This window comes from Mycobacterium sp. WUMAC-067 (assembly GCF_020217485.1).
Classification (GTDB): Bacteria; Actinomycetota; Actinomycetes; order Mycobacteriales; family Mycobacteriaceae; genus Mycobacterium.
Map to the genome: position 1 here is coordinate 90,513 of NZ_JAEKMI010000017.1, position 26,479 is coordinate 116,991.

The window sequence follows — 26,479 nt, forward strand, 5'->3', positions numbered from 1 at the left end:
CCCGTTTGCCCCGGTTTGTCAGGGGGTACTTCTTAGAGCCGTCGGTGGCGAGCCGGCGTCGCGGCGCGTAACCAAAACGGTGCGGCGAGCGATGAACTTAGGCGGGGCCGGGGGCGGGGCACGCCGGGGCCGAATCCGGGGAGGTGAGGACGATGCAGAAAGCAGGCGAGCGACCAGGCGGTGATCGCCTGGGGCAGGAAGACCGCGAGGTGCTCGCCGCGGTCCGGTTCGCCGTCGCGGCGACGGCCGCCGCCGTCGGCTTCCTGCTGATCGCCGCGGTGTGGGTGAGCACGTGTCCGACCGGGGGCGTCGACACCGTGGCCTGCGGCCCGCCGCAGCGCACCCTGCTGGCGTTCGGCGGTCCGATGATCGCGCTGGCCGCCGGGATCTGGGCGTTCGTGCGCACCTACCTCGTGTGGAAGGCCCGCGGAACCTGGTGGGGATGGCAGGGCGCCGGCTGGTTCTTGCTGACCGTCATGGCGCTGATGGTCGCCATGGGCGTTGCCCCGATCGCCGGTCCGGTACTGGCCCTTTAGGTTTGCTTCCCCGCGATCTAACGTTGATGGTGCGGTGAGGAGCAGCCATGGGAGACACCTATCACGACCCCGTCGACCATCTCAGGACCACGCGGCCGCTCGCCGGCGAGTCGCTGATCGACGTCCTGCACTGGCCGGGATATCTGTTGGTGGTCGCGGGCGTGATCGGCACCTGCGGAAGCCTCGCGGCCTTCGCGACCGGACACCACCACGAGGGCATGACCGCCGGCGTCACGGCCGTCATCGCCGCGGCGCTGGGTCTCGTCTGGCTGGCGGTGGAACACCGCCGGATACGCAGGATCGCCGATCGGTGGTACTCCGAGCACCCCGAGGTGCTCAGGCAATGGCCCGCCAGCTAGGGCGCCGCCACCGAAACACCGTCCGCTCTCCGCTTTTTCCGGGGTGACCTGCCACGACGTCACCCGTTGTGAGTTTTTGCCGGAAACCCGGATCCGAGATTACGGGCGGCGGCGAGTGGGTATCAGGTGTGCACCATGATGAGTGCCGGAACGGTTGCGTTTGCTTGGACGGAAAAGACCTCACCCCATCATGGGGGACAAAATCACGAACACACCGACATAAATGCCTACTGCGAGCACCAACAAAACGATCAGCGTGACCCCGGCGATTACCGCGACGCGCCTAAGCCGGCGCGTCCGGTCTGCATCGGTCGTGTCAGGCCCGTCCACAGCGGGCCGAATACCCGGCGGCGATCATGACTAACCGGCTCGAACGCACGGTCCAGGGCGGGCTGAGGAGCAGTAGTAGTGTCAGTCAAACCATGCCGGGAGACCATATGCACGATGCTGGATCGCACGCCAACAAGCGTCCGCGCGGCCATCGCGCTGTCGAACTTCACGTCGCAGCGCGCCTGGAGAACCTCGCGATGCTGCGCACCCTGGTCGGCGCGATCGGCACCTTCGAGGACCTGGATTTCGATGCGGTGGCGGACCTGCGGCTCGCGGTCGATGAGGTGTGCACCCGGTTGATTCGCTCGGCCACTCCCGACGCGACGCTGAGCGTCGTGGTCGATCCGCAGGACGACCAATTGGTGGTGGAGGCCTCCGCGGCATGCGACACCCACGACGTGGTGGCGCCCGGCAGCTTCAGTTGGCATGTGCTGACGTCCTTGGCCGACGACGTCCAGACTTTTCACGACGGTCGCGAACCCAATGAAACCGGCAGTGTTTTCGGCATCACACTGACGGCGCGACGGGCGGCCTCCAGCAGGTGACACCGCGAGCTGCCGGCGGTTCGGTCTCGCGTCCGAACGAGTACGCCGATGTTCCGGACATGTTCCGTGAGTTGGCCTCCGTCGCGCCCGACTCCATGGAAGTTCAGCGCCAGCGGGACAAGATCGTCGAGCGCTGCCTGCCGCTGGCCGACCACATCGCGCGCCGCTTCGAGGGCCGCGGGGAACCGCGCGACGACCTCGTCCAGGTGGCGCGCGTGGGGTTGGTCAACGCGGTGGTGCGTTTTGACGTCGACGCCGGCTCCGACTTCGTTTCGTTCGCGGTGCCCACGATCATGGGCGAGGTCCGCCGCCACTTCCGCGACAACAGCTGGTCGGTCAAGGTGCCGCGGCGGCTCAAGGAACTACACCTGCGGCTCGGCACCGCGACCGCCGATCTGTCCCAACGGCTGGGCCGCGCGCCCACCGCGACCGAACTCGCCGCGGAGCTCGAGATGGACCGCGAAGAGGTGGTCGAGGGCCTGGTCGCCGGCAGCTCCTACAACACCTTGTCGATCGACAGCGGCGGCGGGGGCGAGGAGGAGGAAGCCCGCGCGATCGCCGACACCCTCGGCGATGTGGACACCGGCCTGGACCGCATCGAGGACCAGGAATCGCTACGCCCGCTGCTCGAGGCGCTGCCCGAGCGGGAACGCACGGTGTTGGTGCTGCGGTTCTTCGAGTCGATGACGCAAACGCAGATCGCCGAGCGGGTCGGCATCTCACAGATGCACGTGTCGCGCCTGCTGGCGAAATCGCTAACGCGGCTGCGGGACCAGTTGCAGTAGCGGCCGGGGGTTTTCGTCGTCGTCGACCCACAGCGGCTCCAGGAGCGGCTCGGCCTTGGGCGTCGTCACCGGGAGCTGGCCGTCCGGGTCGCAGACGCGCAGCAACCTGGCCACCGCCGGGCTCGGCGCCATGGCCCACGAGACCTGGGCGGCCGAGCACAGCACGTTGATCCGGTGCAGCGCCGAAAAGCCTGCGGTGCCAACGAATTTCAGGCCGCGCAGGTCGAGGACCACCCGTCGGGAGCGGTTGAGGCTCTTTTGGACGTAGGCGGCGAGCTGATCGGCGTTGGCCGCGTCGAGCTCGCCGTCGACCGTGATCAGGGTGCCGACCGGGCCCCACCGCGCAGTGAACTGCGCCGTGCGGCTTTGTTGCCAAGATTGGGCCACAGGCATTGCTGACTCCATCCTGTTGAGCAGGATTACTGCTACGGGAATAGTCAGGAATACGTTAACCGACTGCAAAAAGTTCGGAGAAGCAGGGAATTTCGCCTACCCCCACGCCATCGACGTATCCCGGGAGGCTGTGAACTCAACCTTGCCCGATACCCTACTCGCGGTAGCCAGGGGCGACAACGTTCCCTGTGAACTCTCTCAGGGCCGCTACTTGATCTCGGCGAGCACCGTGCCCTGCGTGATGGCGGCGCCGGCCTCGACGGCGAGCCCGGTGATGACCCCGTCCTTGTGCGCGGTGACCGGGTTCTCCATCTTCATCGCCTCGAGGACGACCACCAGGTCGCCGGTGGCAACCTCCTGGCCTTCCTCGACCGCGACCTTGACCACGGTGCCCTGCATGGGCGCGGTGACCGCGTCGCCGGAGGCGGCCGCACCGGCGTGCGCCCCCCGCTTGCGTGGCTTGGGCTTCTTGCGGATGACACCGGCCTCGCCGCCGCCGGAGCCGCCGTTGGACAGCGCCAGATCGCCGGGCAGCGACACCTCGAGCCGGCGGCCGCCGACCTCCACGACGACCTTCTGGCGGGGCCGGGCGTCCGCCTCCTCGTCCAGGGGCTCGCCGCCGGTGAACGGTTCGATCGTGTTGTTCCACTCGGTCTCGATCCAGCGCGTGTGGACCGAGAAGCTCTCGCCGTCACCGATGAACGCCGGGTCGCTCACCACGGCGCGGTGGAACGGGATGACCGTGGCCAGCCCCTCGACGTGGAATTCGTCCAGCGCGCGGCGGGAGCGGGCCAGCGCCTCCTCGCGGGTGGCGCCGTAGACGATCAGCTTGGACAGCATGGAGTCGAACTGGCCGCCGATCACCGAGCCGGCCTCGACGCCCGAATCCAGCCGGACGCCGGGCCCGGTGGGGATGTCGTAGCGGGTGACCGGTCCCGGCGCGGGCAAAAAGCCCCGTCCGGCGTCCTCGCCGTTGATCCGGAACTCGATGGCGTGCCCGCGCGGGGTGGGGTCCTCGGTGAGGTCCAGCTTCTCGCCGTTGGCGATCTTGAACTGCTGCAGGACCAGGTCGATGCCGGCGGTCTCCTCGGTGACCGGGTGCTCGACCTGCAGGCGCGTGTTGACCTCCAGGAAGGAGATCAGGCCGTCCTGGCCGACCAGGTATTCGACGGTCCCGGCGCCGTAGTAGTGGGCCTCCTTGCAGATCCGCTTGGCGGACTCGTGGATCTCCTTGCGCTGCGCGTCGGTCAGGAACGGCGCGGGCGCCTCTTCCACCAGCTTCTGGAACCGGCGCTGCAGCGAGCAGTCACGGGTGCCGGCGACGATGACGTTGCCGTGCTGGTCGGCGATCACCTGCGCCTCCACGTGGCGCGGCTTGTCCAGGTAGCGCTCGACGAAGCACTCGCCGCGGCCGAACGCCGCGACGGCCTCACGGGTGGCCGACTCGAACAGGTGGGGAATCTCTTCGATGGTGCGGGCCACCTTCATGCCGCGGCCGCCGCCGCCGAAGGCCGCCTTGATCGCGATCGGCACGCCGTATTCCTTGGCGAAGGCCACCACCTCGTCGGCGTCCTTGACCGGGTCGGGGGTGCCGGGCACCAGCGGGGCCTGGGCGCGGGCGGCGATGTGGCGGGCGGTGACCTTGTCGCCGAGATCGCGGATGGACTGCGGGCTGGGGCCGATCCAGATCAGGCCCGCGTCGATGACCGCCTGGGCGAAATCGCCGTTCTCCGACAGGAATCCGTAGCCGGGGTGGACGGCGTTGGCGCCGGACTTGGCCGCCGCGTCGAGGAGCTTGCCGAAGTCCAGGTAGGACTCCGCGGACGTTTGACCGCCCAGCGCGAACGCCTCGTCGGCCAGACGCACGTGGGGCGCGTCGGCGTCGGGTTCGGCGTACACCGCCACGCTGGACAGGCCCGCGTCGCGGGCCGCGCGGATCACCCGGACAGCGATCTCGCCGCGGTTGGCGACGAGGACTTTGGAGATCCTCGAGCTGGCGTGACTGGCCACAGCGCCTCCTGTATGGCATCGGTCGCAGACGTATTTCTGCGGGCTTCTCTAAGAGAATTTCTTACAACGAGTTCTCGGGAAGTCTAAGCGCCGCGCCGTTGGGCCGACGAGGCGGTCCGGGTTTACCCGGTCGGCTCGCGCAGCCTGCGCTTGATGCGGGCGAGCATCGCCGAGAGGCCGCGCAGCCGTAGCGGACTGATCAGCGCGGCCAACCCGAGGTCGTCGTAAAAATCCTCGGGCACCGCCAGGATGTCGGCGGCGGGCTGCTCGTCCAGACCGGTCGCCAGGATCGACGCGAAACCCCGGGTGGTCGGCGATTCGGCGGGCGCGCTGAAGTGCAACCGCACCCGGTTCGGGTCGCTGGCGTCGACGTGCAAGAACAGCGGGGTCTGGCACTCGGGCACCGGCTCCATGGCCCGCTCTTCCAGCTCGGGCGGCAGGTCCGGCAGCTCGTCGGCGAATTCCAGCAGCAGCTTCAGCTTGTCCTGGCCCTCGACCTCGGCGAAGTCGGAGACCACCTCGGCCAGCGGCGCGGGCATGCTCATGGCGCACCCATCAGACGGAGACGCGCCCCGGTGCGGGCCCCGGTGCTGGTCCCGGTTCCTGGCCCGCGACGATCGGGGTGCGCACGGTGTTGCCCCATTCGGTCCACGATCCGTCGTAATTGCGCACGCCGGGCTTGCCCAGCAGGTGCGTCAGGACGAACCAGGTGTGGCTGGACCGTTCGCCGATGCGGCAGTACACGACGGTCTTGTCGTCCGGCTCGAGGAAGCCGTAGAGCTCCTCGAGCTCGTCGCGGCTGCGGAATCGGCCGCTCTCGTCGACCGCCTTGGCCCACGGGATCGACCGGGCGGTCGGGATGTGGCCGCCGCGCAGCACGCCCTCCTCGGGGTACTCGGGCATGTGGGTGCGCTTGCCGGTGTACTCGTCCGGCGAGCGCACGTCGATCAACGGCTGGCTGCCGAGAATCTCCAGCACGTCGTCCTTGAACGCGCGGATGGGCTCGTCGTTGCGCGTGACGACGGGGTAGCCGGTGGACGTCTTGGTGGGGACGTCCAGCGTGGTCTCCCGGCGTTCGGCCAGCCACAGGTCGCGGCCGCCGTTGAGCAGGCGCACATCCGGGTGACCGAAAAGCGTGAACACCCACAGCGCATAGGCGGCCCACCAGTTGCTCTTGTCGCCGTAGATCACCACGGTGTCGTCGCGGGCGATGCCCTTGCGGTCCATCAACTCCGCGAACTGCGCGCCGTCGATGTAGTCGCGGACCCGGGGGTCGTTGAGGTCGGTGTGCCAGTCGACTTTCACCGCGCCGGGGATGTGGCCCACGTCGTAGAGCAATACGTCCTCGTCGGACTCGACGATCACCAGGCCGGGGGTGCCCAGGTGGGCGGAGAGCCAGTCGGCGGTGACCAGTCGCTCGGGGTGGGCGTAGTTCGACAGTGTCGGGCTTGGATCGGGGGGTAATGCCACGTTGCCGAGCCTACTCATCCCGGGATTTCGTCACCAACGTCGACGTGTTGTCGCCGATTCGCCCCCATCGGCCCAACGAGTCGACGCTCGGGGTCAGTTCGCCGCCCACAGCGCGGCCACCGACAGCCCGGCCCGCCCCAGCAGGGTCCGCAGCAGCGGCAGGCTCACGCCGATCACGTTCGACGGGTCGCCTTCGATCTTGTCGACGAACCAGCCGCCCAGGCCGTCGAGGGTGAAGCCGCCCGCCACGTGCCACGGTTCGCCGCCGGCCACGTAGGCGCTCAGATCGGCATCCGTCGGATCAGCGAAATGAACTGTGGTGCAAGCGGATTCGACCTCACGATGGGTGATTGCGCCGTCGGACAGCCGCAGCAGACAGTGCCCGGTGTGCAGCCCGCCGGACCGCCCGCCCATGAGGCGCCACTGGCTCGCAGCGGCGTCGGCCGACCCGGGCTTGCCGCACAGCCGGCCGTCGAGGAAAAGCATCGAATCACAGCCAATGACAACGCAATCGGCCGCGACGCCGCCGTCCAGCTCGCCGGCGACCTGTTCGGCCTTGGCCCGGGCCAGGCCGCACACGACGTCACTCGGCGAGGCGTCGGGCCCCAGCGCGGCCGCGACCGCGTCCTCGTCGACGCCGGACACCACCACCAGCGGATCGACGCCCGCCTGCCGCAACACCTTGAGCCGGCCGGCCGAGGCCGACGCCAGCACCAGGCGGGTCAACGCCTCATGTGCGTCATTTGCTGCATGGTCAGCCGCTGGTAGTTCGACATCGCGAACCGCAGCCGGTCGACCGGGAGGCCCCAGCGGGTCTCCTCGGGCTGCTCGGGCTCCGGCCCGCCGCCGGCGCAGCCCAGCACCGCGACCAGCGCGGCCACCTCCTCGAGGGTGGGTTCGCCCTTGAGGATCTGGATGTGCGGCTCGTGCGCCTCGGGCGCGGCTTCGGTTGCCGCAGAGCCGTTTTCGTCGTTCTGACTCACGGGAGCCGAATTGTTCGTCTCGTTCCCGTCGCTCACTGCGTTCGCTCCGCTCGCTCGACTCACAGCGGAATGTTCCCGTGCTTCTTGGGGGGCAGGTGGGCGATCTTGCGTTCCAGCAGACGCAGCGCCGTGCCGATGTAGCCGCGGGTGTGCGACGGCGGGATCACCGCGTCGACGTAACCGCGCTCGGCCGCGACGTACGGGTTGACCAGGGTGTCCTCGTACTCCTGCTGCAATTCCAGCCGCAGCGCGTCGACGTCCTTACCCTCCTTGGCCGCCTCGGAAAGCTGCTTGCGGTAGACGAACCCGACGGCTCCGGAGGCCCCCATCACGGCGATCTGCGCCGACGGCCAGGCGATGTTGACGTCGCAGCCCATGTCCTTTGAGCCCATGACGCAGTAGGCGCCGCCGTAGGCCTTGCGGGTGATGACGGTGATCTTGGGGACGGTGGCCTCGCCGTAGGCGTAGAGCAGCTTGGCGCCGCGCCGGATGATGCCGTTGTATTCCTGGCCGGTGCCCGGCAGGAAGCCCGGCACGTCGACCAGCATGATGATCGGGATGTTGAAGCAGTCGCAGGTCCGCACGAACCGGGCCGCCTTCTCCGAGGCGTTGATGTCCAGGCAGCCGGCGAACTGCGTCGGCTGGTTGGCCACGATCCCGACCGGCCGGCCGTCGATGCGGCCGAACCCGACGACGATGTTCTGCGCGTAACCCCCCTGGACTTCCAGGAATTCGTCGTCGTCGAGGATGCGGGTGATGACCTCGTGCATGTCGTAGGGCTGGTTGGGCGAGTCCGGGATCAGCGTGTCCAGCTCGAGGTCCTCCTCGGTGAGGTTGTCCTCGATGGCGCCCGGCGGGTGCGGCTCGGCGTAGCGGGGCGGGTCGGTCGCGTTGTTGGGCGGCAGGTAGCTCAGCAGGTCGCGGATCCAGTCGAAGGCGTCCTGCTCACCGGAGGCGACGTAGTGCAGCGTGCCCGACTTGGCCATGTGGGTGTGGGCGCCGCCCAGCTCCTCCATGGTGACGTCCTCGCCGGTGACGGTCTTGATGACGTCGGGCCCGGTGATGAACATCTGGCTGGTCTGGTCGACCATGACCACGAAGTCGGTCAGCGCGGGGGAGTAGACGTGCCCACCGGCGGCGGCCCCCATGATCAGGGAGATCTGCGGGATGACGCCGGACGCCAGGATGTTGTTGCGGAAGATGCGGCTGTAGAGGCCGAGCGAGACGACGCCCTCCTGGATGCGCGCCCCAGCGCCGTCGTTGATGCCGATCAGCGGGCGGCCGGTCTTGATCGCCAGCTCCTGGACCTTGACGATCTTCTCGCCGTACACCTCGCCGAGGCTGCCGCCGAACACCGTGGCGTCCTGGCTGAAGATGCACACGTCGCGGCCGTCGATGGTGCCGTAGCCGGTGATCACGCCGTCGCCGAGCGGGCGGTTGTTCTCCAGGCCGAAATTCTTGCTGCGGTGCCGGGCCAGCGCGTCGAGCTCGACGAACGAGTCCTCGTCGAGCAGGGCGAGGATGCGCTCGCGGGCGGTCAGCTTGCCCTTGGCGTGCACCTTCTCGACGGCCTCTTCACCCACCGGGTGCAGCGACTCCTCGCGACGCTTGTGCAGTTCGGCCAGCTTGCCCGCGGTGGTGTGGATGTCGATCGTGTGTTCCGCAGCGGGCTCCGCAGTGTGGTCGGTAACGCTCGTCATGGGTGTCGAGCTTAGCGTGGCTGGTAGCCCGTCCCTGTGAAGGGCTTTGACGGTAACCTCCGCTGATGAACGCCGACCCGGTGCGCATGTCGGAACTGGGATCCGATTCCGCCTCCGTGCTGCGGATCATTTCCCACTTCGACCGGCTCCACGAGTCGGCGGCCGACGCCGACACCGTGGTGCGCTGCGCGGCACTGCTGGCCGAATGCCCGGTCGGTGCGCGGTGGGCGTCGGGCACCGTGATCCGTTACGACGCGACGGGTCGCCTGGAACCGGGCGGGGATCCGCGACCGGACCCGGCGGACGACCCGAGCGTCCCCGGTTCCTGCGGCTGTCGGCGAGCCTGCCCGTCGCCGGCTCCAACAAGGTGCTCAAGCGCGTGCTGCAACGCCAGCGCTGGCACACCGACGAACCGGTGTATCGGTGGGCCGGGCGGGGAGCGCCCGCGTACCACCGGATGAGCGCCGACGAAAAGCGCTCGCTCGACGCGGAATTCGCGTCGCACGGCCGGCGGCGCTACCTGTGAGCGCGGCGAGGTAGTCTCCGCTGATGGACGCCCGCCTGTTGGGAACCGCGGACTGGACGGCCGAGTGCGACGTACTGGTCGCGGGATCGGGCGGTGGCGGCGTCACCGGCGCGTACACCGCGGCGCGCGAAGGCCTCGACGTGCTCCTGGTCGAGGCGACGTCCAAATTCGGTGGCACCACGGCGTATTCCGGCGGGGGCGGCGTCTGGTTCCCGTGCAATCCGGTGCTGCTCCGCGCCGGCACCGACGACACCATCGAGGACGCGCTCACCTACTACCACGCGGTGGTCGGCGATCGCACCCCGCGCGAACTGCAGGAAACCTACGTTCGCGGCGGCGCGCCGCTGATCGAGTACCTGGAGGCCGACCCGAACCTGAAGTTCGTGCCGTTGCCGTGGCCCGACTACTACGGCAAGGCGCCCAAGGCGCGCCTCGACGGCCAGCGCCACATCGCGGCCAAGCCGCTGGCGGTGGCCGCCGCCCCCGAATTCCGCGACGCGATCCGCGGGCCGCTGGACACCGACCGTCTCGGCGCCGAACCGCCGTCCGACTACTACGTCGGGGGCCGCGCGCTGATCGCCCGCTTCCTCAAGGCCATCGGCCAGTACCCGAGCGCGTCGCTGCGGCGCGACACCGCCCTGGTCGAACTCGTGGTGTCCGACGGCAGGGTCACCGGCGCGATCGTCGAGACCGGCGGGCAGCGCGGCGCCATCCGCGCCCGCCGGGGCGTGCTGCTGGCCGCCGGGGGCTTCGAAGCCAACGACGAGCTGCGCCGCGCGTACGGGGTGCCGGGCGTGGCGCGAGACACCATGGGCGGACCGGGAAGTCGCGGCCTGGCGTTGCAGGCCGGCATCGCCGCGGGCGCGGACACCGACCTGCTGGACCAGGCGTGGTGGTCGCCGGGCATGACCCATCCCGACGGCCGGTCCGCCTTCGCGCTGTGGTTCACCGGCGGCATCTTCGTCAACCAGGACGGCGACCGGTTCGTCAACGAGTCCCGGGCCTACGACCGGGCCGGCCGCGAGATCATCGCGCAGCTGGCCGACGGCTCGATCACGTTGCCGTACTGGATGATCTACGACGACTCCGAGGGCGAGGTGCCGCCGGTCAAGGCGGCCAACGTGTCGATCGTCGAGACCGAGAAGTACGTGGCCGCCGGCCTGTGGCATTCCGCGGACACCCTCGAGGAACTGGCCACCAAGATCGGGGTGCCGGGGGAGCGGCTGGCGGCAACGGTCAAGCGGTTCAACGATTTTGCCGCCTCCGGCGTCGACGAGGACTTCGGCCGCGGCGACGAGGCATTCGATCGCGCGTTCTCGGCGGGCGCGTCGCCGCTGGTGCCCATCGACACCCCGCCCTATCACGCCGCGGCGTTCGGCATCTCGGACCTGGGCACCAAGGGCGGCCTGCGCACCGACGCCGCGGCGCGGGTGCTCGACACGTCGGGCCACCCGATTCCAGGCCTGTACGCGGCGGGCAACACGATGGCCGCGCCCAGCGGCACCGCGTATCCCGGCGGGGGCAACCCGATCGGAACCAGCATGCTGTTCAGCCACCTGGCCGTGCTGGACATGCGCGCCCGTCGGCCCTGAGTTCTAGGCTGGGTCCGGTGACAGACCGAGATCAACTTCGAGCACCACTGGACGCCGCCGCGCTGCGCGCCGAGTTGATCGGCACCGGGCTGGGCTGGCGTCAGCTCGACGTCGTCGAGCAGACCGGGTCCACCAACGCCGACCTGCTGGCGCGGGCGGCGTCGGGCGCCGACGTCGCGGGTGCGGTGCTGATCGCCGAGCACCAGACCGCCGGCCGGGGGCGGCACGGCCGCGGCTGGTCCGCCACCCCGCGCGCCCAGATCACGATGTCGGTCGGTGTCAGTGTCGTCGACGTCCCGAGCACCGGGTGGGGGTGGTTGCCGCTGGCCACCGGGGTGGCGGTGGTCGACACCGTCGCTCCGCTGCTGGAAGGGTCCGGGGCCCGGGTGGGGCTCAAGTGGCCCAACGACGTGCTGGCCGGGCCGGCGGATTCGCCGGGCAAGCTGGCCGGAATTCTCGCCGAGGTGGCAAAGCCCGTGGTGGTTATCGGCTTGGGGCTCAACGTGACTCAGTCCGCCGACGAGATCGACGGCCCCGGCGCGACGTCGCTGCTCGATCTCGGCGTCGCCGAACCCGACCGCACCCAGCTGGTGTCCGCCCTGCTGCGGGAGCTGGGGCGGCGGATCGTGGCCTGGCGCGCCGCGCGCGGCGCCGACTGGGCGTTGGCCGCCGACTACCGGGCGCGCAGCCTGACCCTCGGCAACCGGGTGCGCGCGCACCTGCCCGGCGGCAAGCAGATCGATGGGACCGCCACCGCCATCGACGACCAGGGCCGGCTGTGCCTGGAAAGCGGCGGGCAGACCGCCGTCGTCGCGGCGGGCGATGTGGTGCATTTGCGGTAGTGGCGATCGCAAGCGCGGCGTAGCCGGGCGCAGCGGGTCGCCACCATCTGCGGTAGTTACGCCTGGGCTGTCGCGGCGCGCGGCTAAGGTCGGCGGGCATGGGCTATCCGGACAATGTGCTGGCCGCCGGCGAGCACGTCATCGTGCACCGTCACCCGCACTGGAAGCGGTTGATCTGGCCGGTGCTGGTTCTCATCCTGGCGACCGGGCTGGCGGCGTTCGGCTCCGGCTACCTCAACTCGACGCACTGGGAGCAGCTCGCCAAGAACATCATCCACGGCGTCATCTGGGGGATCTGGCTGGTGATCGTCGGGTGGCTGACGCTGTGGCCGTTCGGAAGCTGGCTGACCACCCATTTCGTGGTGACGAACCGCCGGGTGATGTTCCGGCACGGGGTGTTGACGCGCACCGGAATCGACATCCCGCTGGCCCGCATCAACAGCGTGGAATTCCGCGACCGCATCACCGAACGGATGTTCCGCACCGGGACGCTGATCATCGAGTCGGCGTCACAGGATCCGTTGGAGTTCTACGACATTCCGCGGCTACGCGAGGTGCACGCGCTGCTGTATCACGAAGTCTTCGACACCCTGGGTTCCGAGGAATCGCCGAGCTGACCCAGCCGCCCGGCCCGATTGCGCCAGGCGCGCAGCAGGGTGACGTTTCCGCCCTCGATCTCGTCTTCGAAGATCTCGGCAATACCGCCCGCGGTGAGCGCCGATTCCAGGGCCTTGTCGGGGGTGCGGGCAAACTGGTCCGGAAATACCCAGCGGCGAAACGCCCAGAAGCGGAACGCCATCTGCAGCAGGTTTCCGATGATGTAGGCCGAGATGAAGTCGGCCAGGTTTTCCACCGCCAGCGACACCGTCGGCACGCGCAGTTGCAGCACGTAGCTGGAGAACCACAGCGGCGCCATGGACAGCAGCACCCCCACGCCGCTGAACGCGAAGAACAGCAGGGCCTCGTGGTGGCGCTCGCGCCCGCCGCGGTTGCGGAAGCTCCATTCCCGGTTCAGCACGTAGGACGCGATGACCGCCACGATGCCGGCGATCACCTTCGCGGTGACCGGTTTGGGCTCAAGAATTGTCAGCTTGAGGGTATAGAAAATCGCCGAGTCGATGACGAACGTCGTTCCGCCGACAATGGCGAATTTGATCAGTTCGTGGTGGCGTAGCAAATAGGGCTGCAAAACCCTTGGCAGACGCGCGATCGTGGCTTCAGCGAAGGACACAACACGTCAGTGTACGGACGGACACAAATTCGACGCAAAATCGTACATAACAATTCAGTGTCGGCCCCGGTCAACACGGCTTTGGCCGCGGCGTGCGGAGCCGTGACACCATGATGGCCGTGCCGAGTACACGCCCGCCGGGCGCCGCCCCCCTCGAAACGCCCCCCGCAGCCGCCCGCGCCGTTCCCCGGGTCACCCCCGTCGTCGCGATGGTCGGTGGCGGTCAGCTCGCCCGGATGACCCACCAGGCGGCGATCGCCCTGGGGCAGACGCTGCGGGTGCTGGCCACCGACGCCGGCGAATCGGCTGCGCTGGTCGCGCCCGACGTGGTGATCGGCTCCCACACCGATCTCGCAGACCTGCGCCGGGTCGCCGCGGGCGCGGACGTGCTGACGTTCGACCACGAGCATGTGCCGACCGAGCTGCTGAACAAGCTGGTCGCCGACGGCGTCAACGTGGCGCCGCCGCCGCAGGCGCTGGTGCACGCCCAGGACAAGCTCGTGATGCGGCGGCGGTTGGAGGCCCTCGGCGTCCCGGTGCCCCGCTATGCCGAGATCCGCAGCGTCGACGAACTCGACGAGTTCGCGCGGGGCATCGCCGGACCCGTGGTGGTGAAGGCGATCCGCGGGGGTTACGACGGGCGCGGCGTGCGGATGGCCCGCGACCCGCTGCACGCCCGCGAGATCGCGGCCGACTTCCTCGTCTCGGGCGTGCCGGTGATGGCCGAGGAGCAGGTGAACCTGCGCCGCGAGCTGTCCGCACTGGTGGCGCGGTCGCCGTTCGGCCAGGGGGCGGCGTGGCCGGTCGTCGAGACGGTGCAGCGCGACGGGATCTGCGTGCAGGTGATCGCCCCCGCGCCGGACCTGCCCGACGACGTCTCCGCCCACGCGCAGGGGCTGGCGTTGCGGCTGGCCGGCGAGCTCGGGGTGGTCGGCGTGCTCGCGGTCGAGCTGTTCGAGACGGGCGACGGGGCGCTGCTGGTCAACGAGCTGGCGATGCGGCCGCACAACTCGGGGCACTGGACCATGGACGGGTCGCGCACCAGCCAGTTCGAACAGCATCTGCGCGCGGTGCTGGACTACCCGCTCGGCGACACCGACGCCGTCGCGCCGGTGACCGTGATGGCCAACGTCCTGGGCGCCGCGACACCCCCGCAGATGAGCGTCGACGAGCGGCTGCACCACCTGTTCGCGCGGATGCCCGACGCCCGCGTGCACCTGTACGGCAAACAGGAACGCCCCGGCCGCAAGGTCGGCCACATCAACTTCGTCGGCTTGGGCCCGGCGCGGGAAAACGTGGCGAAGCTGCGGGAACGCGCCGACCTGGCGGCACACTGGTTGTCACATGGGGAGTGGACGGACGGATGGGATCCACATGCGCCGGTGACGATGAACAGAGCGGTGCGATCGGAAAAGGCGGGAGGAGCGGCGCAACATGGCTGAGCAGCCTCAGCAGGCTCGGGTCGGCGTGATCATGGGCAGCGACAGCGACTGGTCGGTGATGCAGGACGCCGCGGCCGCGCTGGCCGAGTTCGACGTGCCGGCCGAGGTCCGCGTCGTCTCGGCGCACCGCACCCCGCAGGTGATGTTCGACTACGCCCGCGACGCGGCCGGGCGCGGCATCGAGGTGATCATCGCCGGGGCCGGGGGAGCGGCGCACCTGCCGGGCATGGTCGCGTCCGCGACGCCGCTGCCGGTGATCGGGGTGCCGGTGCCGCTCGCGCGCCTCGACGGCCTCGACTCGTTGCTGTCGATCGTGCAGATGCCCGCCGGTGTCCCGGTGGCCACGGTCTCCATCGGCGGCGCCCGCAACGCCGGCCTGCTCGCCGTGCGCATCCTCGGGTCGTCGGACCCGGCGCTGCGGGCGCGGATCGTCGACTTCCAGAAGCAGCTGGCCGAGACCGTGCGGGCCAAGGATGAGGCGCTACAGCAGCGCCAGGGTAAAGTTACCGACTAGTAGCTTGGCGACGAGGCGCGCCGCGCCCGCGCAGGAGTCGGGCAGTTCGGCAGGGCGCCACAGGAGAGCGTAGGAGGCTCGAGATGGCTGGATGGGCCGGAAACCCCACCTTTGATCTGTTCCAGTTGCCCGAGGAGCACACGGAATTGCGGGCGGCGATCCGCGCGCTGGCGGAGAAGGAGATCGCCCCGCACGCCGCCGACGTCGACGAGAATGCCCGCTTCCCGCAAGAGGCGCTGGAGGCCCTGAACGCCTCGGGGTTCAACGCCGTGCACGTGCCCGAGGAGTACGGCGGGCAGGGCGCCGACTCGGTGGCCGCATGCATCGTCATCGAGGAGGTCGCCCGCGTCGACGCGTCGGCGTCGCTGATTCCCGCGGTCAACAAGCTGGGCACGATGGGGCTGATCCTGCGCGGCTCCGACGAACTGAAGAAGCAGGTGCTGCCGTCGATCGCGGACGGCTCGGCGATGGCGTCCTATGCCCTGTCCGAGCGCGAGGCCGGCAGCGACGCGGGGTCGATGCGCACCCGGGCCAAGGCCGACGGGGACGACTGGATCCTCAACGGCGCCAAATGCTGGATCACCAACGGCGGCAAGTCCAGCTGGTACACGGTGATGGCGGTGACCGATCCGGACAAGGGCGCCAACGGTATTTCGTCGTTCATGGTGCACAAGGACGACGAGGGATTCAGCGTCGGGCCTAAGGAGCGCAAACTCGGCATCAAGGGTTCGCCGACCACCGAGCTGTACCTCGAGAACTGCCGCATCCCGGGCGATCGGATCATCGGCGAGCCGGGCACCGGTTTCAAGACGGCGCTGGCGACGCTGGACCACACCCGGCCCACCATCGGGGCGCAGGCGGTCGGCATCGCCCAGGGCGCGCTGGACGCCGCCATCGCCTACACCAAGGACCGCAAGCAGTTCGGCCGTCCGGTCAGCGACAACCAGGGTGTGCAGTTCATGCTCGCCGACATGGCGATGAAGGTGGAGTCCGCCCGGCTGATGGTGTACCACGCCGCCGCCCGCGCCGAGCGCGGCGAATCCCACCTCGGCTTCATCTCCGCGGCGTCGAAGTGCCTGGCGTCCGACGTCGCGATGGAGGTCACCACGGACGCGGTGCAGCTCTTCGGCGGCGCCGGCTACACCATCGATTTCCCCGTCGAGCGGATGATGCGTGACGCCAAGATCACCCAGATCTATGAGGGCACCAATCAGATTCAGCGCGTGGTGATGTCGCGAGCGCTGCTGCGCTGACCGTTTCGCGGGGGTGTTGGGAAATCGCCGGCCGTACCGCATAGGATCTCCACGGCGCGTGAAGTCCAAGCCGACGGTCGGTAAACAGGCACCGGCTATCCCGTCCGACCACCGCCACCGAGCAATGGTCTTATCGCGGCCAGGGGGTCTGCAGTGCAGAACGTGACTTCCCACACCCGTCCACAGATGGCCGGGAATTGATACCGGCGCGTGCTCCGGTCACACCGACGGCGAGTTGGCAGTCCTTGTCGTTGCTCTTGGTCGAGGACGACCGCGCCGACGCGTTGCTCGTGGAGGACCTGATCACCGACGCGGCCACCGACGTCCGGGTGGTGTGGGCCAAGTCGATGGCCGACGCGGAACGCGAGCTGGAATCCGCTCGCCCCGATTGCGTGCTGCTGGACCTGCACCTGCCCGACGCCAGCGGGATCGACGCGTTGGACCGCGTCGCCAAGCTGGACGCCACCGTCCCGATCGTGGTGCTGACCGGGCTGAACGACGAGTACTTCGGGGCGTCGGCGGTCGCCGCCGGCGCCCAGGACTACCTGGTCAAGGGCCGGGTCGAGCCCGAGATGCTGCGCCGCGCGCTGCTGTACGCGATCGAGCGCAAGCGCGCCGAGCTCATCGCCGCCGACCTGCACGCGACCCAGCTGCGGGCTCGGGAGAACGCGCTGCTGGAACGCGGACTGCTGCCCTCCCCGCTGCTGCTGGACAACCCGGGCGTCGACATCGTCGCGCGGTACCGGCCGAGCCGCGAAGACGCCTTGCTCTGCGGCGACTTCTACGACGTCGTCCAGACGCCCGACCGGATCGTGCACGTCCTGATCGGCGACGTCGCCGGGCACGGCCCGCACGAGGCGGCCCTGGGCGCGGCGCTGCGGATCGCGTTTCGGACGCTCACCTTCGCGGGCGTGCACGGCGTCGACCTGATGCGGCAGCTGGAGCGGGTGCTGTATTCGGAACGAACCGGCACCGGCATCTTCGCGACCGTGCTCAGCCTCGAGATCTCGCCGGACAGCCCGCGGGTCAGCGTCATCCGCGCCGGGCATCCGGGGATGTTGCTGCAGGGCGGTGGCGCGGTGGAGTGGGTGGAGCCGCCGGGCGGCCCGGCGCTGGGCCTGCATGCCGGCGACTGGCCGCGCCACGAGCTTGCGCTGCCCTCGGGTCACGGCCTGCTGTTGCTGACCGACGGTCTCTACGAAGGCTATTCGGGGCAGGGCACCGAGCGGCTCGGCGAGGATGGCCTGCTCGAGCTGGCCCGCTCGCACGTCAACCAACCCGGCCCGGCGTTCGTCGACGCCCTCATCGACGGCGCCCAGGAACTCGCCGAGCCGCGCGGGGGTCTCACCGACGACATCGCCGTGCTCCGAATCGAGAGGACCACGACGTGACGGCACCGCGTCCGCTTCGGCTCGCGCAGCTCACCGTGCGGGGGTGGCTGGCCCTCGTCCTGTGGATCATGGGCGCGACGGTGCTCCTCGGCGCGGTGGTCGGCGGGGTGTTGCTGGATCGCACCGACCAGGTGTCGCGCCAGGTGGGTGAGGACATCCAGCCGGCGCGCGTCGCGGCGACGCACCTGCAGGCGGCCCTGCGGGACCAGGAAACGGGCGTGCGCGGTTACCTGATCTCCGCCGACCGGCAGTTCCTCGCGCCGTATTACGACGGGCAACGCGCCGAACGGGCGGCCGCCGAGGAGATTCGGCGGCTGGTGGGCGGGCGCGCGGAGCTGATGGCCGATCTGGAGGCCATCGAATCGGCCGCCGCGGACTGGCGGAGCAGCTATGCCGAACCCGTCATCGCGGCGGTCACCCCCAAGGTTCCCACCGTCGTCAGCACCTCGATGGCCGACCTCGGCAAAGCCAAATTCGACCGGCTACGAGTGCTTTTCGATACGCAGAACACGCACCTGGCGGACGCGGCGACAAGCGCCGTCGGTGAGCTCAACGACATCAACGGCTGGCGCGACTGGGTGCTGGGCGCGATGGTGCTGATCGTGTTGGGGACGGCCCTGCTGATCGGGTTGCTGAGTCGCGCCGCGATCACCCGGCCGATCGCGAATCTGGCCGCGGCCTGCCGCCGGATCACCCAGGGCAACTTCGACGAAGTCATCTCGGCGCCCAAGCGGCCCAAGGACATTCGCAACATGGCCATCGACGTCGAGAACATGCGCAAACGCATGGTCGAGGAGCTCGACGTGTCCCGTTCGGCGCAAACCCTGCTCGACGAGCAGGCCGCCGAATTGCGCCGTTCCAACACCGAACTCGAGCAGTTCGCCTACGTCGCGTCCCACGATCTGCAGGAACCGCTGCGCAAGGTGGCCTCCTTCTGCCAGCTGCTGGAGAAGCGGTACGGCGACAAGCTCGACGAGCGTGGCGTCGAATACATCGGCTTCGCGGTCGACGGCGCCAAGCGCATGCAGGCGCTGATCAACGACCTGCTCACCTTCTCGCGGGTCGGCCGGCTGGGCACCACCGAGACCGAGGTGCAACTCGACGCGACGCTCGACTCCGCTCTGGCCAACCTGGCCATCGCGATCGAAGAAACCGACGCCCAGATCGTGCGGCCCGCGGAGCCGCTTCCGGAGATCCTGGGGGACCCGACGCTGCTGACGATGCTGTGGCAGAACCTCCTTGGCAACGCGATCAAGTTCCGGCACAAGGATCGCCCGCCCCGCGTAGTCATCGAATGCTCACCCGGCGAGGGCACCCACGACGGCGAATGGTTGCTCAGCGTGTCGGACAACGGCATCGGCATCCCGGAGGAATTCTCCGACAAGGTCTTCGTCATCTTCCAGCGGCTGCACGGCCGGGAGGTGTACGCAGGAACCGGCGTGGGGCTCGCGTTGGTCAAGAAGATCGTCGAGCATCACGGCGGGACCGTGCGGATCGACACGTCCTACACGGAGGGGACGCGATTCGAATTCACGTTGCCCACCCCCGGGCCCGTCGAGGAAGAAGACTCAGTCGCTTTGGAAGGAGCGCATCAGTGACAGTCGAAGGCAGAGCGATCGACATCCTGCTGGTCGAAGACGACCCGGGCGACGAGCTCATCACGCGAGAAGCGTTCGAGCACAACAAACTCAAGAACAGGCTGCACGTCGCGCACGACGGGGAGGAGGGCCTCAACTACCTCTACCGGCGCGGCGAGTTCGCCGACGAGCCCCGGCCCGACCTGATCCTGCTCGACCTGAACCTGCCCAAATACGACGGCCGCCAGCTGCTGGAGAAGATCAAGTCCGACCCCGACCTGGCCCAGATCCCGGTCGTCGTGCTCACCACCTCCTCGGCCGAGGAGGACATCCTCAAGAGCTACAAGCTGCACGCCAACGCCTACGTCACCAAACCCGTTGACCTGGACCAGTTCATGAAGGCGGTCCGCCAGATCGACGAGTTCTTCGTTCAGGTGGTGCGGCTGCCGACCGCCTGAACGGCGGGCTACCCGGATTCGGAGTGCCGCCGCGCGAACCAGGTGATCAACCGCCCGAGGATGATCAGCAGGAACACGAACACGATCAGCAGGAACGCGGCGTCGTAGGACAGGTCGCGGGCCGTCTTCGACGGCAGGTTGTAGAACGTCCAGATCGGATAGGTCAGGTAACCGACCGGTGAGTCGGTGAGCTTCCCGGTCGGGGCCGAGTTCGACCAGCCCGCCGTGTACAGCATCGGCGCCGTCTCGCCGACCGCCAGCGCGAGCGCCACCAGCAGCCCGGTGACGATGCCGGGGATCGCCGACTTGAGCACGATCTTGCGCAGGGTCCAACCGAGCGGCAACCCGAGCGCTTCGGCCCCCTCCCGGTAGGACGTGGGCACCTGGGAAAGCGCGGACTCGGTGGCCTTGGCGATGTACGGGATGCTCATCGCCGAGAGCGTCAGCACCCCGGCCGCCAGGGAGAACCCCCAGTGAAACTTCACCACCAGCGCCAGGTAGCCGACGTAGCCGAGCACGATCGACGGGATGCCGGACAAGATCTCGTAGGCGCCGCGCAGGATGGAACGTGTTCTGCCGCCGGCGAATTCGGAGAGATAGATCCCGGTCAACACGCTGACGGTGCCCCCGACCAGCATGACGCCGACGCCGACGACCACGGTGCCGATGATGGCGTTGCGCAGGCCGCCGCCGTTGCCGCGGGTGTTCTCGGTCAGGACGCTCCATTTGAAGACCGGCAGGGCGCGCGCGACGACTTCGATCAGCATCCACAGCGTCGGCACGACCACCACCGCCAGGCAGCACACGCAGGCGATCCAGAACAGCGCGTTGACGATCTTGCGTCGGGTACCGACCACGTCAGACACCCCGTCCCACCGGCAGCGCCGTGCCCGACACCCGGCGCACCATCGCGCGGGCCGCGACGTTTGTCAGCAACGTGATCACCATCAACACCAGCGACACCTCGGCGAGGGTTTTCACCGCGAAGTCGGTGAAGTCGGTCATCGCCGAATCCAGCTGCGACACAACGGTTGCCGCGATGGTGGTCATCGTCGCGTAGATGTTGGTGGGTATCGCGCCCAACACCGCGCCCGACACCATGGCGACGGCCATCGTCTCTCCCAGCGCGCGGCCCAGCCCGAGCACCACCGCGCCGACGATGCCGCTCGACACCCACGGCAGGGTGACCCGCCGCGCGCACTCCCAGTCGGTCATCCCCAGCGCGACGGCGCCCTCGCGGGGCAGCACCGGCACTTGCCGGATCAGGTCACGGGTGGTGCTGGCGATGATGGGAATGACCATCACCGCCAGCACCAGGCCGGACACCAACAAGCCCTCGCCGTTACCGGTATTGCCACGCAAGTAGCTCAGCACCGGCACGTCGGGGGCGTTGCGGGCGATCACCGGAGCCACGTAGTGGGCGATGAACGGCCCGAACGTCATTGCGCCCCACAGGCCGACGATGACGCTGGGGATGCCGGCGAGCAATTCGAGCACCATCCCGATGGCCGACGCGAGACGCTTCGGCAACCGCTCCACGATCACCAGCGCCGCCCCGATCGACACCGGCACCCCGATGACCAGGGCGATCGCCGAGGTCGCCAGGGTCCCCACGATCAGCGGCAACGCCCCGTAGTAGGCGCCGACCGGATGCCGGACGCCGCGGGTGACGACGGCGTCGCCGTAGGTGTTGCCGGGGTTCCAGTCGGTGGCGGTGAAAAAGTGCAGCCCGTTGACCCTGATCGCGGGCAGCGCCTCGAGGAGCAGGGTCGCAAGCACGAACACCAGCGCGAGCAGCGGAACCACCGCGCCCACCGCACCCAGGGAACGGATGGTCAGGCCCGGGCGGCGCGCGCCGCGGATCCGCGCCCGCGCGCCGCCCATCGTGAAGTCGGTCACCAAGCTCCTACTGGCCGCTGATCTTGGCGATCTGAGCGTCCGACAACTTCGCCACCTCGGTCGGCAGCGGCTGGAAGTGAACCTTGTCCAGGAACGAGGCGTTGTTGCCGTCGGTGATCGCCCAGTGCAGGAAGGCCTGCAGGGTCTGGGCGGTGGCGCCGTCCTTCTGACCGCTGTTGACGATGGCGTACTCGTAGTTGACGATCGGGTACCCGTCGGGGGCCGGGCCGTTGATCAGCGAGACCGCCTGGTTCGCTGGGGTTTTCGAGGCGAAGCCGGCGGCCGCGGCCTGGATGCTCTTGGCGTCGGGCAGCAGGTACTTGTCGGAGGCGTTGGCCAGTTGCGCCTCGCCGAGCCCCTTGCCCTGGGCCTGGTCGAGGAAGCTGATGCCGATGTAGGCCACGCAGCCCGGGGTGTCCGCGCAGCCGGTCACCATGCCGCCGTTGCCGTTCTCGCCGAGCGCGCCGGGCACCGTCGGGAACGCGACGGTGGTGCCGAAGCCGGGCGATTTGCCCCAGCCGTCGGGGTCCTGCTTGGACAGGTACTGGGTAAACAGGAAGGTGTCACCGGACCCGTCGGAGCGGTGCAGCGGAACCACCGGCGTGGCAGGCAGATTCACGCCGGGGTTCAGCCCGGCGATCTGCGGGTCGTTCCAGGTTTTGACGGTGCCGTTGTACATGCCGGCCAGCACCTTGCCGTTCAGCTTGATGTGTTCGGTGACGCCGGGCAGGTTGTAGTTGACCTGCTGCGCCGAAATGGCCAGCGCGATGTTCATCAACCCCTTGTGCGCGGCCATGTCGCCCTCGGACAGGTAGGCGTCGGAGGCACCGATGGCGACCGCCCCCGCCGCGGCCTGGGAGATCCCGGTCCCGGAGCCGGTGCCCTGGGTGGTGATCGTGACGTTCGAGTACTTGTCGTGATAGGCGGGGCCCCACAGGTTGAACAGCGGGTACAGCAGCGTGCTGCCCGTTTCCGACAACGTCACCGGCGATGAAGCCGGCGTCGTCGCGACCGGCCCGCCGCCACCCTGGCTCGGCGCACCGTTCTGCGAGGTCGAACCACACGCGGCCGCCGCCAAAACCAATGGCGCGGTCGCGGCCGCCGCCAGCAACCTACTCATACGAACTTTCACGGTCTGTTCCTTTCTCTTTCCTTTAGGCCCTTGCGTCCCTTTGCGTTTCCTGTGCTCATCCGCTGATCTTGGCGATCTGGGCGTCCGACAACGTCACCACCTCGTCCGGTAGCGGCTGGAAGTGAACCTTGTCCAGAAACGACGGGCCGTTGCCCTCGGTGATCGCCCAGTGCAGGAACGCCTGCAGCGTCTGGGCGGTGGCACCGTCGCGCTGGTTTTCGCTGACGATCGCGTACTCGTAGTTGACGATCGGATACCCGTCGGGGGCCGGGCCGTTGATCAGCGAGATCGCCTGGTTCGCCGGGGTTTTCGTGGCGAAGGCGGCGGCCGCGGCTTGAATGCTCTTGGCGTTGGGCAGCAGGTATTTGCCGGAGGCGTTGCCCAGCTTGGCCTCGCCGAGCCCGTGCTGGTCGGCCTCGTCGAGCGAGCCGATGCTGGTGTAGGCCACGCAACCGGGGTTGGCGGCGCAGCCGGTCACCATGGCGCCGTCGCCGTTTTCGCCCAGCGCGGCGGGCACGGCCGGGAAGGCGACGGTGGTGCCGAAGCCGGACGATTTGCCCCAGCCGTCGGGGTCCTGCTTGGACAGGTACTGGGTGAACTGAAACGTGCTGCCGGACCCGTCGGAGCGGTGCAGCGGAACCACCGGGGTGTCGGGCAGTTGCAGGCCGGGGTTGATGCCGGCGATCTGCGGGTCGTTCCAGGTTTTGATCGTGCCCTGGTACATGCCGGCCAGCACCTTGCCGTTGAGCTTGAGGTGCTGATGGACACCGGGCAGGTTGTAGTTGACCTGCTGCGCCGACATGGCCAGCGCGATGTTCATCAGCCCCTGGTGCGCGGCCATGTCGCCCGCGGACAGGTAGGCGTCGGAGGCGCCGATGACGACGGCCCCGGCCGCGGCCTGGGAGATCCCGGCGCCCGAGCCGCTGCCCTGGGTGGTGATGGTGACGTTCGGGTACTTCGCGCGGTAGGCGGCGCCCCACTCGCTGAACAGCGGGTAGAGCAGCGTGCTGCCGGTCTCGGAGAGCTCGATCGTGGAGGTCGCCGGGGCGGTGGCGACGCTGCCGACGGTCGGGCCGGCGCTCGCCGCACCGCCCCTTGGGGTCTCGGCGTGCGAACCGCAGGCCGCGATCCCCAGGGCCGGCGGCGCGATGGCCACCAGACCCAGCAGCGTACCCAGACGAGTCTTCACGTCCCCGCTTCCTCTTCCCCGGCGAGACCCTTTCCCGCTATTGGCTTTCTGAGACGCTTTTCGAGACCCCGGCCGTGTGCGAGGAGCCCTGATCCGAGCCCTGCGCCGGCCGGAACGGCGCGAAGTAGCGGACGGTCTCCTCATGCTTCGGCGACAGGAACAACTGCTTGGTCGGCCCCTCCTCGACCAGCCGGCCCTCGAAGAAGAAGGCGGTCCGGTCACCGGTGCGGGCGGCCTGCGCGAGGTCGTGGGTCACCATGATCACGGTCAGCCGGTCGGCGAGCGATCGGATGAGTCCCTCGATCTTTTCGGTCGTGGTCGGGTCCAGCGAGGAGGTGGGCTCGTCGAGCAACAGCACGTCCGGGTTGACGGCGAGCGCGCGGGCCAGGCACAACAACTGCTGCTGGCCACCGGAGAGCCGGAACGGGGAGTCGCCGAGCCGATCCTTGACCGCGTCCCACAGGCCGACCTCGGTGAGCCGGGCCTCGGCGACGTTCTTGAATTCCTTGCGCGGCGCCATTTTGTGCGCGCGTACGCCGGCCACGACGTTGTCCATGATCGACATCGGGAACGGATTGGGACGCTGGAACAGCATGCCGACGCTGCGGCGAAACTCCATCAGGTCGCGGTCGGCGAAGATGGTGCGCCCGCCCAACAGCACGTCGCCGCTATGCCGGAAACCGGAGACCTTGTCGTTCATCCGGTTCAGGGTGCGCAGGAAGGTGGTCTTGCCCGACCCGGTCGGCCCCAGCAGGGTGGTGACGGAACGGGCGGGGAAGTCGAGACTGACCTGCTCGAGGACCGTTTTGGGGCCGAACCCCAAGGTGAGGTCGACAGCCCGCATGAGCTGGCCGCCATCGGCGACAGGAGCCGCAACTGCGGCCGGTAGCTGTTGTTCGCGACGCATTGACAACCGATGCTACGTGTTTGCGACCGGCACCCGGTCACCGGCCATTAACCTCTTATTCTTTGTCAAGGGTTTGTATATTCGCGATTGGTTAACTTTTGTTGACGATCAAAGGAGTTTCGTGAGGATCGCTCGATCTGGCGTCGCACTGAGCCTGGTGGCCGCCGTCGCCCTCGCGCTGGCGGGATGCGGCGACAACAACTCGTCGTCGGGATCGAGCGCCAAGACGGCGCCGGTGGACTGCGGCGGTAAGAAGGTCCTGAAAGACAGCGGCTCGACCGCGCAGCAAAACGCCATCGAGCAGTTCGTCTACGCCTACGTCCGGGCCTGCCCGGGCTACACGCTCGACTACGACGCCAACGGATCCGGCGCCGGCGTGACCGAGTTCCTCAACAACCAAACCGATCTCGCCGGGTCCGACGTCCCGCTGGACCCGTCCACCGGTCAGAACGACCGGGCGGCCCAGCGGTGCGGCTCGCCGGCCTGGGATCTGCCCACGGTGTTCGGGCCGATCGCGGTCACCTACCACCTCACCGGGGTCAACGGGCTGAAACTGGACGGGCCCACCGTCGCGAAGATCTTCAACGGCACCATCACCAAGTGGGACGATCCGGCGCTGAAGGCGATCAACTCGGGCCTCAACCTGCCGTCGACGCCCATCACGGTCATCTTCCGCAGCGACAAATCCGGTACCACCGCCAACTTCCAGAAGTACCTCGACGGCGCGTCCGACGGCGCCTGGGGCAAGGGCGACAGCGAGGTGTTCAACGGCGGCGTCGGGCAGGGCGCCAGCGGGAACAATGGCACGTCCGCGCTGCTGCAGAACACCGAGGGGTCGATCACCTACAACGAGTGGTCGTTCGCGGTGGGCAAGCAGCTAACCATGGCTTCGATCATCACCTCGGCGGGCCCGGACGCGGTGCCCATCACCAAGGACTCCGTCGAGAAGACGATCGCCGGGGCGACCTTCAAGGGGCAGGGCAACGACCTGGTGCTCGACACGTCGTCGTTCTACAAGCCGACACAGTCCGGCGCGTACCCGATCGTGCTGGCGACCTACGAAATCGTCTGCTCGAAGTATCCGGACGCGGCGACGGGCACGGCGGTGAAGGCGTTCATGCAGGCCGCGATCGGTCCGGGCCAGGATGGTCTGGATCAGTACGGTTCCATCCCGCTGCCCAGCTCGTTCACGGCGAAGCTGTCGGGCGCGGTCAATGCGATTTCGTGACATGGAGACTCGACCGTGAGCGATAGCGGGCCGGCCTCGCGGGCCGGGTCCTGGTTCGGCCCCTACCGGCTGGTGCGCCTGCTGCGTCAGGGCGGCATGGGTGAGGTGTACGAGGCCGAGGACACCCGCAAGCGCCGCATGGTGGCCCTGAAACTGATCTCGCAGCAGTTCTCCGGCAACTCGGAGT

At 68.7% G+C, this 26,479-nt stretch carries 26 protein-coding genes and 3 pseudogenes; 16 read left to right on the top strand and 13 right to left on the bottom strand.

All coding sequences use genetic code 11. The annotated features are described in order from the left end of the window. Positions 1 to 152: 152 nt before the first annotated feature. From JF781_RS14380 to JF781_RS14395, 4 genes are all read left to right on the top strand, one after another. Positions 153 to 536, top strand: a complete 384-nt coding sequence (locus tag JF781_RS14380; protein WP_225329573.1) for a hypothetical protein — start codon at positions 153 to 155, stop codon at positions 534 to 536. A gap of 47 nt (positions 537 to 583) precedes the next feature. After that, complete coding sequence (gene usfY / locus JF781_RS14385) at positions 584 to 895, top strand: protein UsfY (protein WP_225329572.1); 312 nt, start codon at positions 584 to 586, stop codon at positions 893 to 895. Positions 896 to 1,332: 437 nt separating this feature from the next. Then, complete coding sequence (locus JF781_RS14390; RefSeq protein WP_225329571.1) at positions 1,333 to 1,770, top strand: ATP-binding protein; 438 nt, start codon at positions 1,333 to 1,335, stop codon at positions 1,768 to 1,770. Next, the gene (locus tag JF781_RS14395) at positions 1,767 to 2,555 is read left to right on the top strand and encodes an RNA polymerase sigma factor SigF (protein ID WP_067166076.1); all 789 of its coding nucleotides are present in this window, start codon (positions 1,767 to 1,769) and stop codon (positions 2,553 to 2,555) included. Before JF781_RS14390 ends, JF781_RS14395 begins: the two co-directional genes overlap by 4 nt. Here the strand turns inward: JF781_RS14395 and JF781_RS14400 are convergent. From JF781_RS14400 to JF781_RS14430, 7 genes are all read right to left on the bottom strand, one after another. Continuing rightward, on the bottom strand, positions 2,526 to 2,960 hold the full coding sequence (locus tag JF781_RS14400; RefSeq protein ID WP_225329570.1) for an STAS domain-containing protein: 435 nt from the start codon (positions 2,958 to 2,960) through the stop codon (positions 2,526 to 2,528). The two genes, JF781_RS14395 and JF781_RS14400, sit on opposite strands and share 30 nt — an antisense overlap. Before the next feature lie 195 nt (positions 2,961 to 3,155). Beyond that, on the bottom strand, positions 3,156 to 4,958 hold the full coding sequence (locus JF781_RS14405) for an acetyl/propionyl/methylcrotonyl-CoA carboxylase subunit alpha (protein WP_225329569.1): 1,803 nt from the start codon (positions 4,956 to 4,958) through the stop codon (positions 3,156 to 3,158). 122 nt (positions 4,959 to 5,080) lie between these two features. Then, a complete protein-coding gene (locus JF781_RS14410) occupies positions 5,081 to 5,503 on the bottom strand; it encodes a SufE family protein (protein ID WP_225329568.1) in 423 nt (140 codons plus the stop codon). A 10-nt stretch (positions 5,504 to 5,513) separates the two neighbouring features. Then, positions 5,514 to 6,428, bottom strand: a complete 915-nt coding sequence (locus JF781_RS14415; protein ID WP_225329567.1) for a sulfurtransferase — start codon at positions 6,426 to 6,428, stop codon at positions 5,514 to 5,516. Between the two features lie 93 nt (positions 6,429 to 6,521). Then, on the bottom strand, positions 6,522 to 7,154 hold the full coding sequence (locus JF781_RS14420) for a nucleoside triphosphate pyrophosphatase (RefSeq protein ID WP_225329566.1): 633 nt from the start codon (positions 7,152 to 7,154) through the stop codon (positions 6,522 to 6,524). Then, the gene (locus JF781_RS14425) at positions 7,151 to 7,447 is read right to left on the bottom strand and encodes an acyl-CoA carboxylase subunit epsilon (protein ID WP_225329565.1); all 297 of its coding nucleotides are present in this window, start codon (positions 7,445 to 7,447) and stop codon (positions 7,151 to 7,153) included. The genes JF781_RS14420 and JF781_RS14425 overlap by 4 nt, the downstream gene beginning before the upstream one ends. Positions 7,448 to 7,470: 23 nt before the next feature. Further along, on the bottom strand, positions 7,471 to 9,111 hold the full coding sequence (locus JF781_RS14430) for an acyl-CoA carboxylase subunit beta (RefSeq protein ID WP_225329564.1): 1,641 nt from the start codon (positions 9,109 to 9,111) through the stop codon (positions 7,471 to 7,473). A 316-nt stretch (positions 9,112 to 9,427) separates the two neighbouring features. On the opposite strand from JF781_RS14430, the pseudogene JF781_RS14435 reads away from it, so the two are divergent. The 4 genes and pseudogenes from JF781_RS14435 to JF781_RS14450 form a co-directional block, all read left to right on the top strand. After that, positions 9,428 to 9,637: pseudogene (locus JF781_RS14435) on the top strand (acyl-CoA synthetase); the annotation flags it as partial. Between the two features lie 23 nt (positions 9,638 to 9,660). Continuing rightward, the gene (locus tag JF781_RS14440; RefSeq protein ID WP_225329563.1) at positions 9,661 to 11,229 is read left to right on the top strand and encodes an FAD-binding protein; all 1,569 of its coding nucleotides are present in this window, start codon (positions 9,661 to 9,663) and stop codon (positions 11,227 to 11,229) included. A 17-nt stretch (positions 11,230 to 11,246) separates the two neighbouring features. Next, positions 11,247 to 12,071, top strand: a complete 825-nt coding sequence (locus JF781_RS14445) for a biotin--[acetyl-CoA-carboxylase] ligase (protein WP_225329562.1) — start codon at positions 11,247 to 11,249, stop codon at positions 12,069 to 12,071. Positions 12,072 to 12,169: 98 nt separating this feature from the next. Next, positions 12,170 to 12,688 (top strand): PH domain-containing protein, encoded by a 519-nt coding sequence (locus tag JF781_RS14450; protein ID WP_225329561.1) that lies wholly within the window; start codon positions 12,170 to 12,172, stop codon positions 12,686 to 12,688. Here JF781_RS14450 and JF781_RS14455 read toward each other — a convergent pair. Further along, positions 12,643 to 13,302 carry a GtrA family protein gene (locus tag JF781_RS14455; RefSeq protein WP_008259906.1) on the bottom strand — a complete coding sequence of 220 codons (660 nt, stop codon included), beginning with the start codon at positions 13,300 to 13,302 and terminating at the stop codon, positions 12,643 to 12,645. The genes JF781_RS14450 and JF781_RS14455 overlap by 46 nt on opposite strands. A gap of 110 nt (positions 13,303 to 13,412) precedes the next feature. Here JF781_RS14455 and JF781_RS14460 point away from each other — a divergent pair. The 6 genes and pseudogenes from JF781_RS14460 to JF781_RS14485 all read left to right on the top strand — a co-directional run bounded on the left by JF781_RS14460 (position 13,413) and on the right by JF781_RS14485 (position 19,937). Next, positions 13,413 to 14,773: pseudogene (locus JF781_RS14460) on the top strand (5-(carboxyamino)imidazole ribonucleotide synthase). After that, positions 14,737 to 15,258 (top strand): 5-(carboxyamino)imidazole ribonucleotide mutase, encoded by a 522-nt coding sequence (gene purE, locus JF781_RS14465; protein ID WP_225329560.1) that lies wholly within the window; start codon positions 14,737 to 14,739, stop codon positions 15,256 to 15,258. The pseudogene JF781_RS14460 and the gene purE overlap by 37 nt, the downstream one beginning before the upstream one ends. Positions 15,259 to 15,341: 83 nt before the next feature. Further along, entirely contained in the window at positions 15,342 to 16,511 is a 1,170-nt protein-coding gene (locus tag JF781_RS14470) for an acyl-CoA dehydrogenase (RefSeq protein ID WP_225329559.1), read from the top strand. Positions 16,512 to 16,756: 245 nt separating this feature from the next. Beyond that, on the top strand, positions 16,757 to 17,902 hold the full coding sequence (locus tag JF781_RS14475) for a PP2C family protein-serine/threonine phosphatase (protein ID WP_225329558.1): 1,146 nt from the start codon (positions 16,757 to 16,759) through the stop codon (positions 17,900 to 17,902). Beyond that, positions 17,899 to 19,500: a CHASE3 domain-containing protein gene (locus JF781_RS14480; protein ID WP_225329557.1), complete on the top strand. Its 1,602-nt coding sequence runs from the start codon at positions 17,899 to 17,901 to the stop codon at positions 19,498 to 19,500. The genes JF781_RS14475 and JF781_RS14480 overlap by 4 nt, the downstream gene beginning before the upstream one ends. After that, a complete protein-coding gene (locus JF781_RS14485) occupies positions 19,497 to 19,937 on the top strand; it encodes a response regulator (RefSeq protein ID WP_225329556.1) in 441 nt (146 codons plus the stop codon). Before JF781_RS14480 ends, JF781_RS14485 begins: the two co-directional genes overlap by 4 nt. Positions 19,938 to 19,945: 8 nt before the next feature. Here JF781_RS14485 and pstA read toward each other — a convergent pair whose 3' ends face one another. From pstA to JF781_RS14510, 5 genes are all read right to left on the bottom strand, one after another. Beyond that, on the bottom strand, positions 19,946 to 20,794 hold the full coding sequence (pstA, locus tag JF781_RS14490; protein ID WP_225329555.1) for a phosphate ABC transporter permease PstA: 849 nt from the start codon (positions 20,792 to 20,794) through the stop codon (positions 19,946 to 19,948). A 1-nt stretch (position 20,795) separates the two neighbouring features. Further along, entirely contained in the window at positions 20,796 to 21,821 is a 1,026-nt protein-coding gene (gene pstC / locus JF781_RS14495; protein ID WP_225329587.1) for a phosphate ABC transporter permease subunit PstC, read from the bottom strand. A gap of 22 nt (positions 21,822 to 21,843) precedes the next feature. Continuing rightward, positions 21,844 to 22,956, bottom strand: a complete 1,113-nt coding sequence (gene pstS, locus JF781_RS14500) for a phosphate ABC transporter substrate-binding protein PstS (protein ID WP_255641878.1) — start codon at positions 22,954 to 22,956, stop codon at positions 21,844 to 21,846. 67 nt (positions 22,957 to 23,023) lie between these two features. Continuing rightward, positions 23,024 to 24,157: a phosphate ABC transporter substrate-binding protein PstS gene (gene pstS / locus JF781_RS14505; RefSeq protein WP_225329553.1), complete on the bottom strand. Its 1,134-nt coding sequence runs from the start codon at positions 24,155 to 24,157 to the stop codon at positions 23,024 to 23,026. A gap of 37 nt (positions 24,158 to 24,194) precedes the next feature. Then, complete coding sequence (locus JF781_RS14510; RefSeq protein ID WP_225329552.1) at positions 24,195 to 25,001, bottom strand: ATP-binding cassette domain-containing protein; 807 nt, start codon at positions 24,999 to 25,001, stop codon at positions 24,195 to 24,197. A gap of 184 nt (positions 25,002 to 25,185) precedes the next feature. Here JF781_RS14510 and pstS (JF781_RS14515) point away from each other — a divergent pair, with 184 nt between their 5' ends. Together pstS (JF781_RS14515) and JF781_RS14520 are read left to right on the top strand one after the other, a co-directional pair. Next, complete coding sequence (gene pstS / locus JF781_RS14515; protein ID WP_225329551.1) at positions 25,186 to 26,292, top strand: phosphate ABC transporter substrate-binding protein PstS; 1,107 nt, start codon at positions 25,186 to 25,188, stop codon at positions 26,290 to 26,292. A gap of 15 nt (positions 26,293 to 26,307) precedes the next feature. Continuing rightward, a pseudogene (locus tag JF781_RS14520) lies at positions 26,308 to 26,479 on the top strand (serine/threonine protein kinase); the annotation flags it as partial.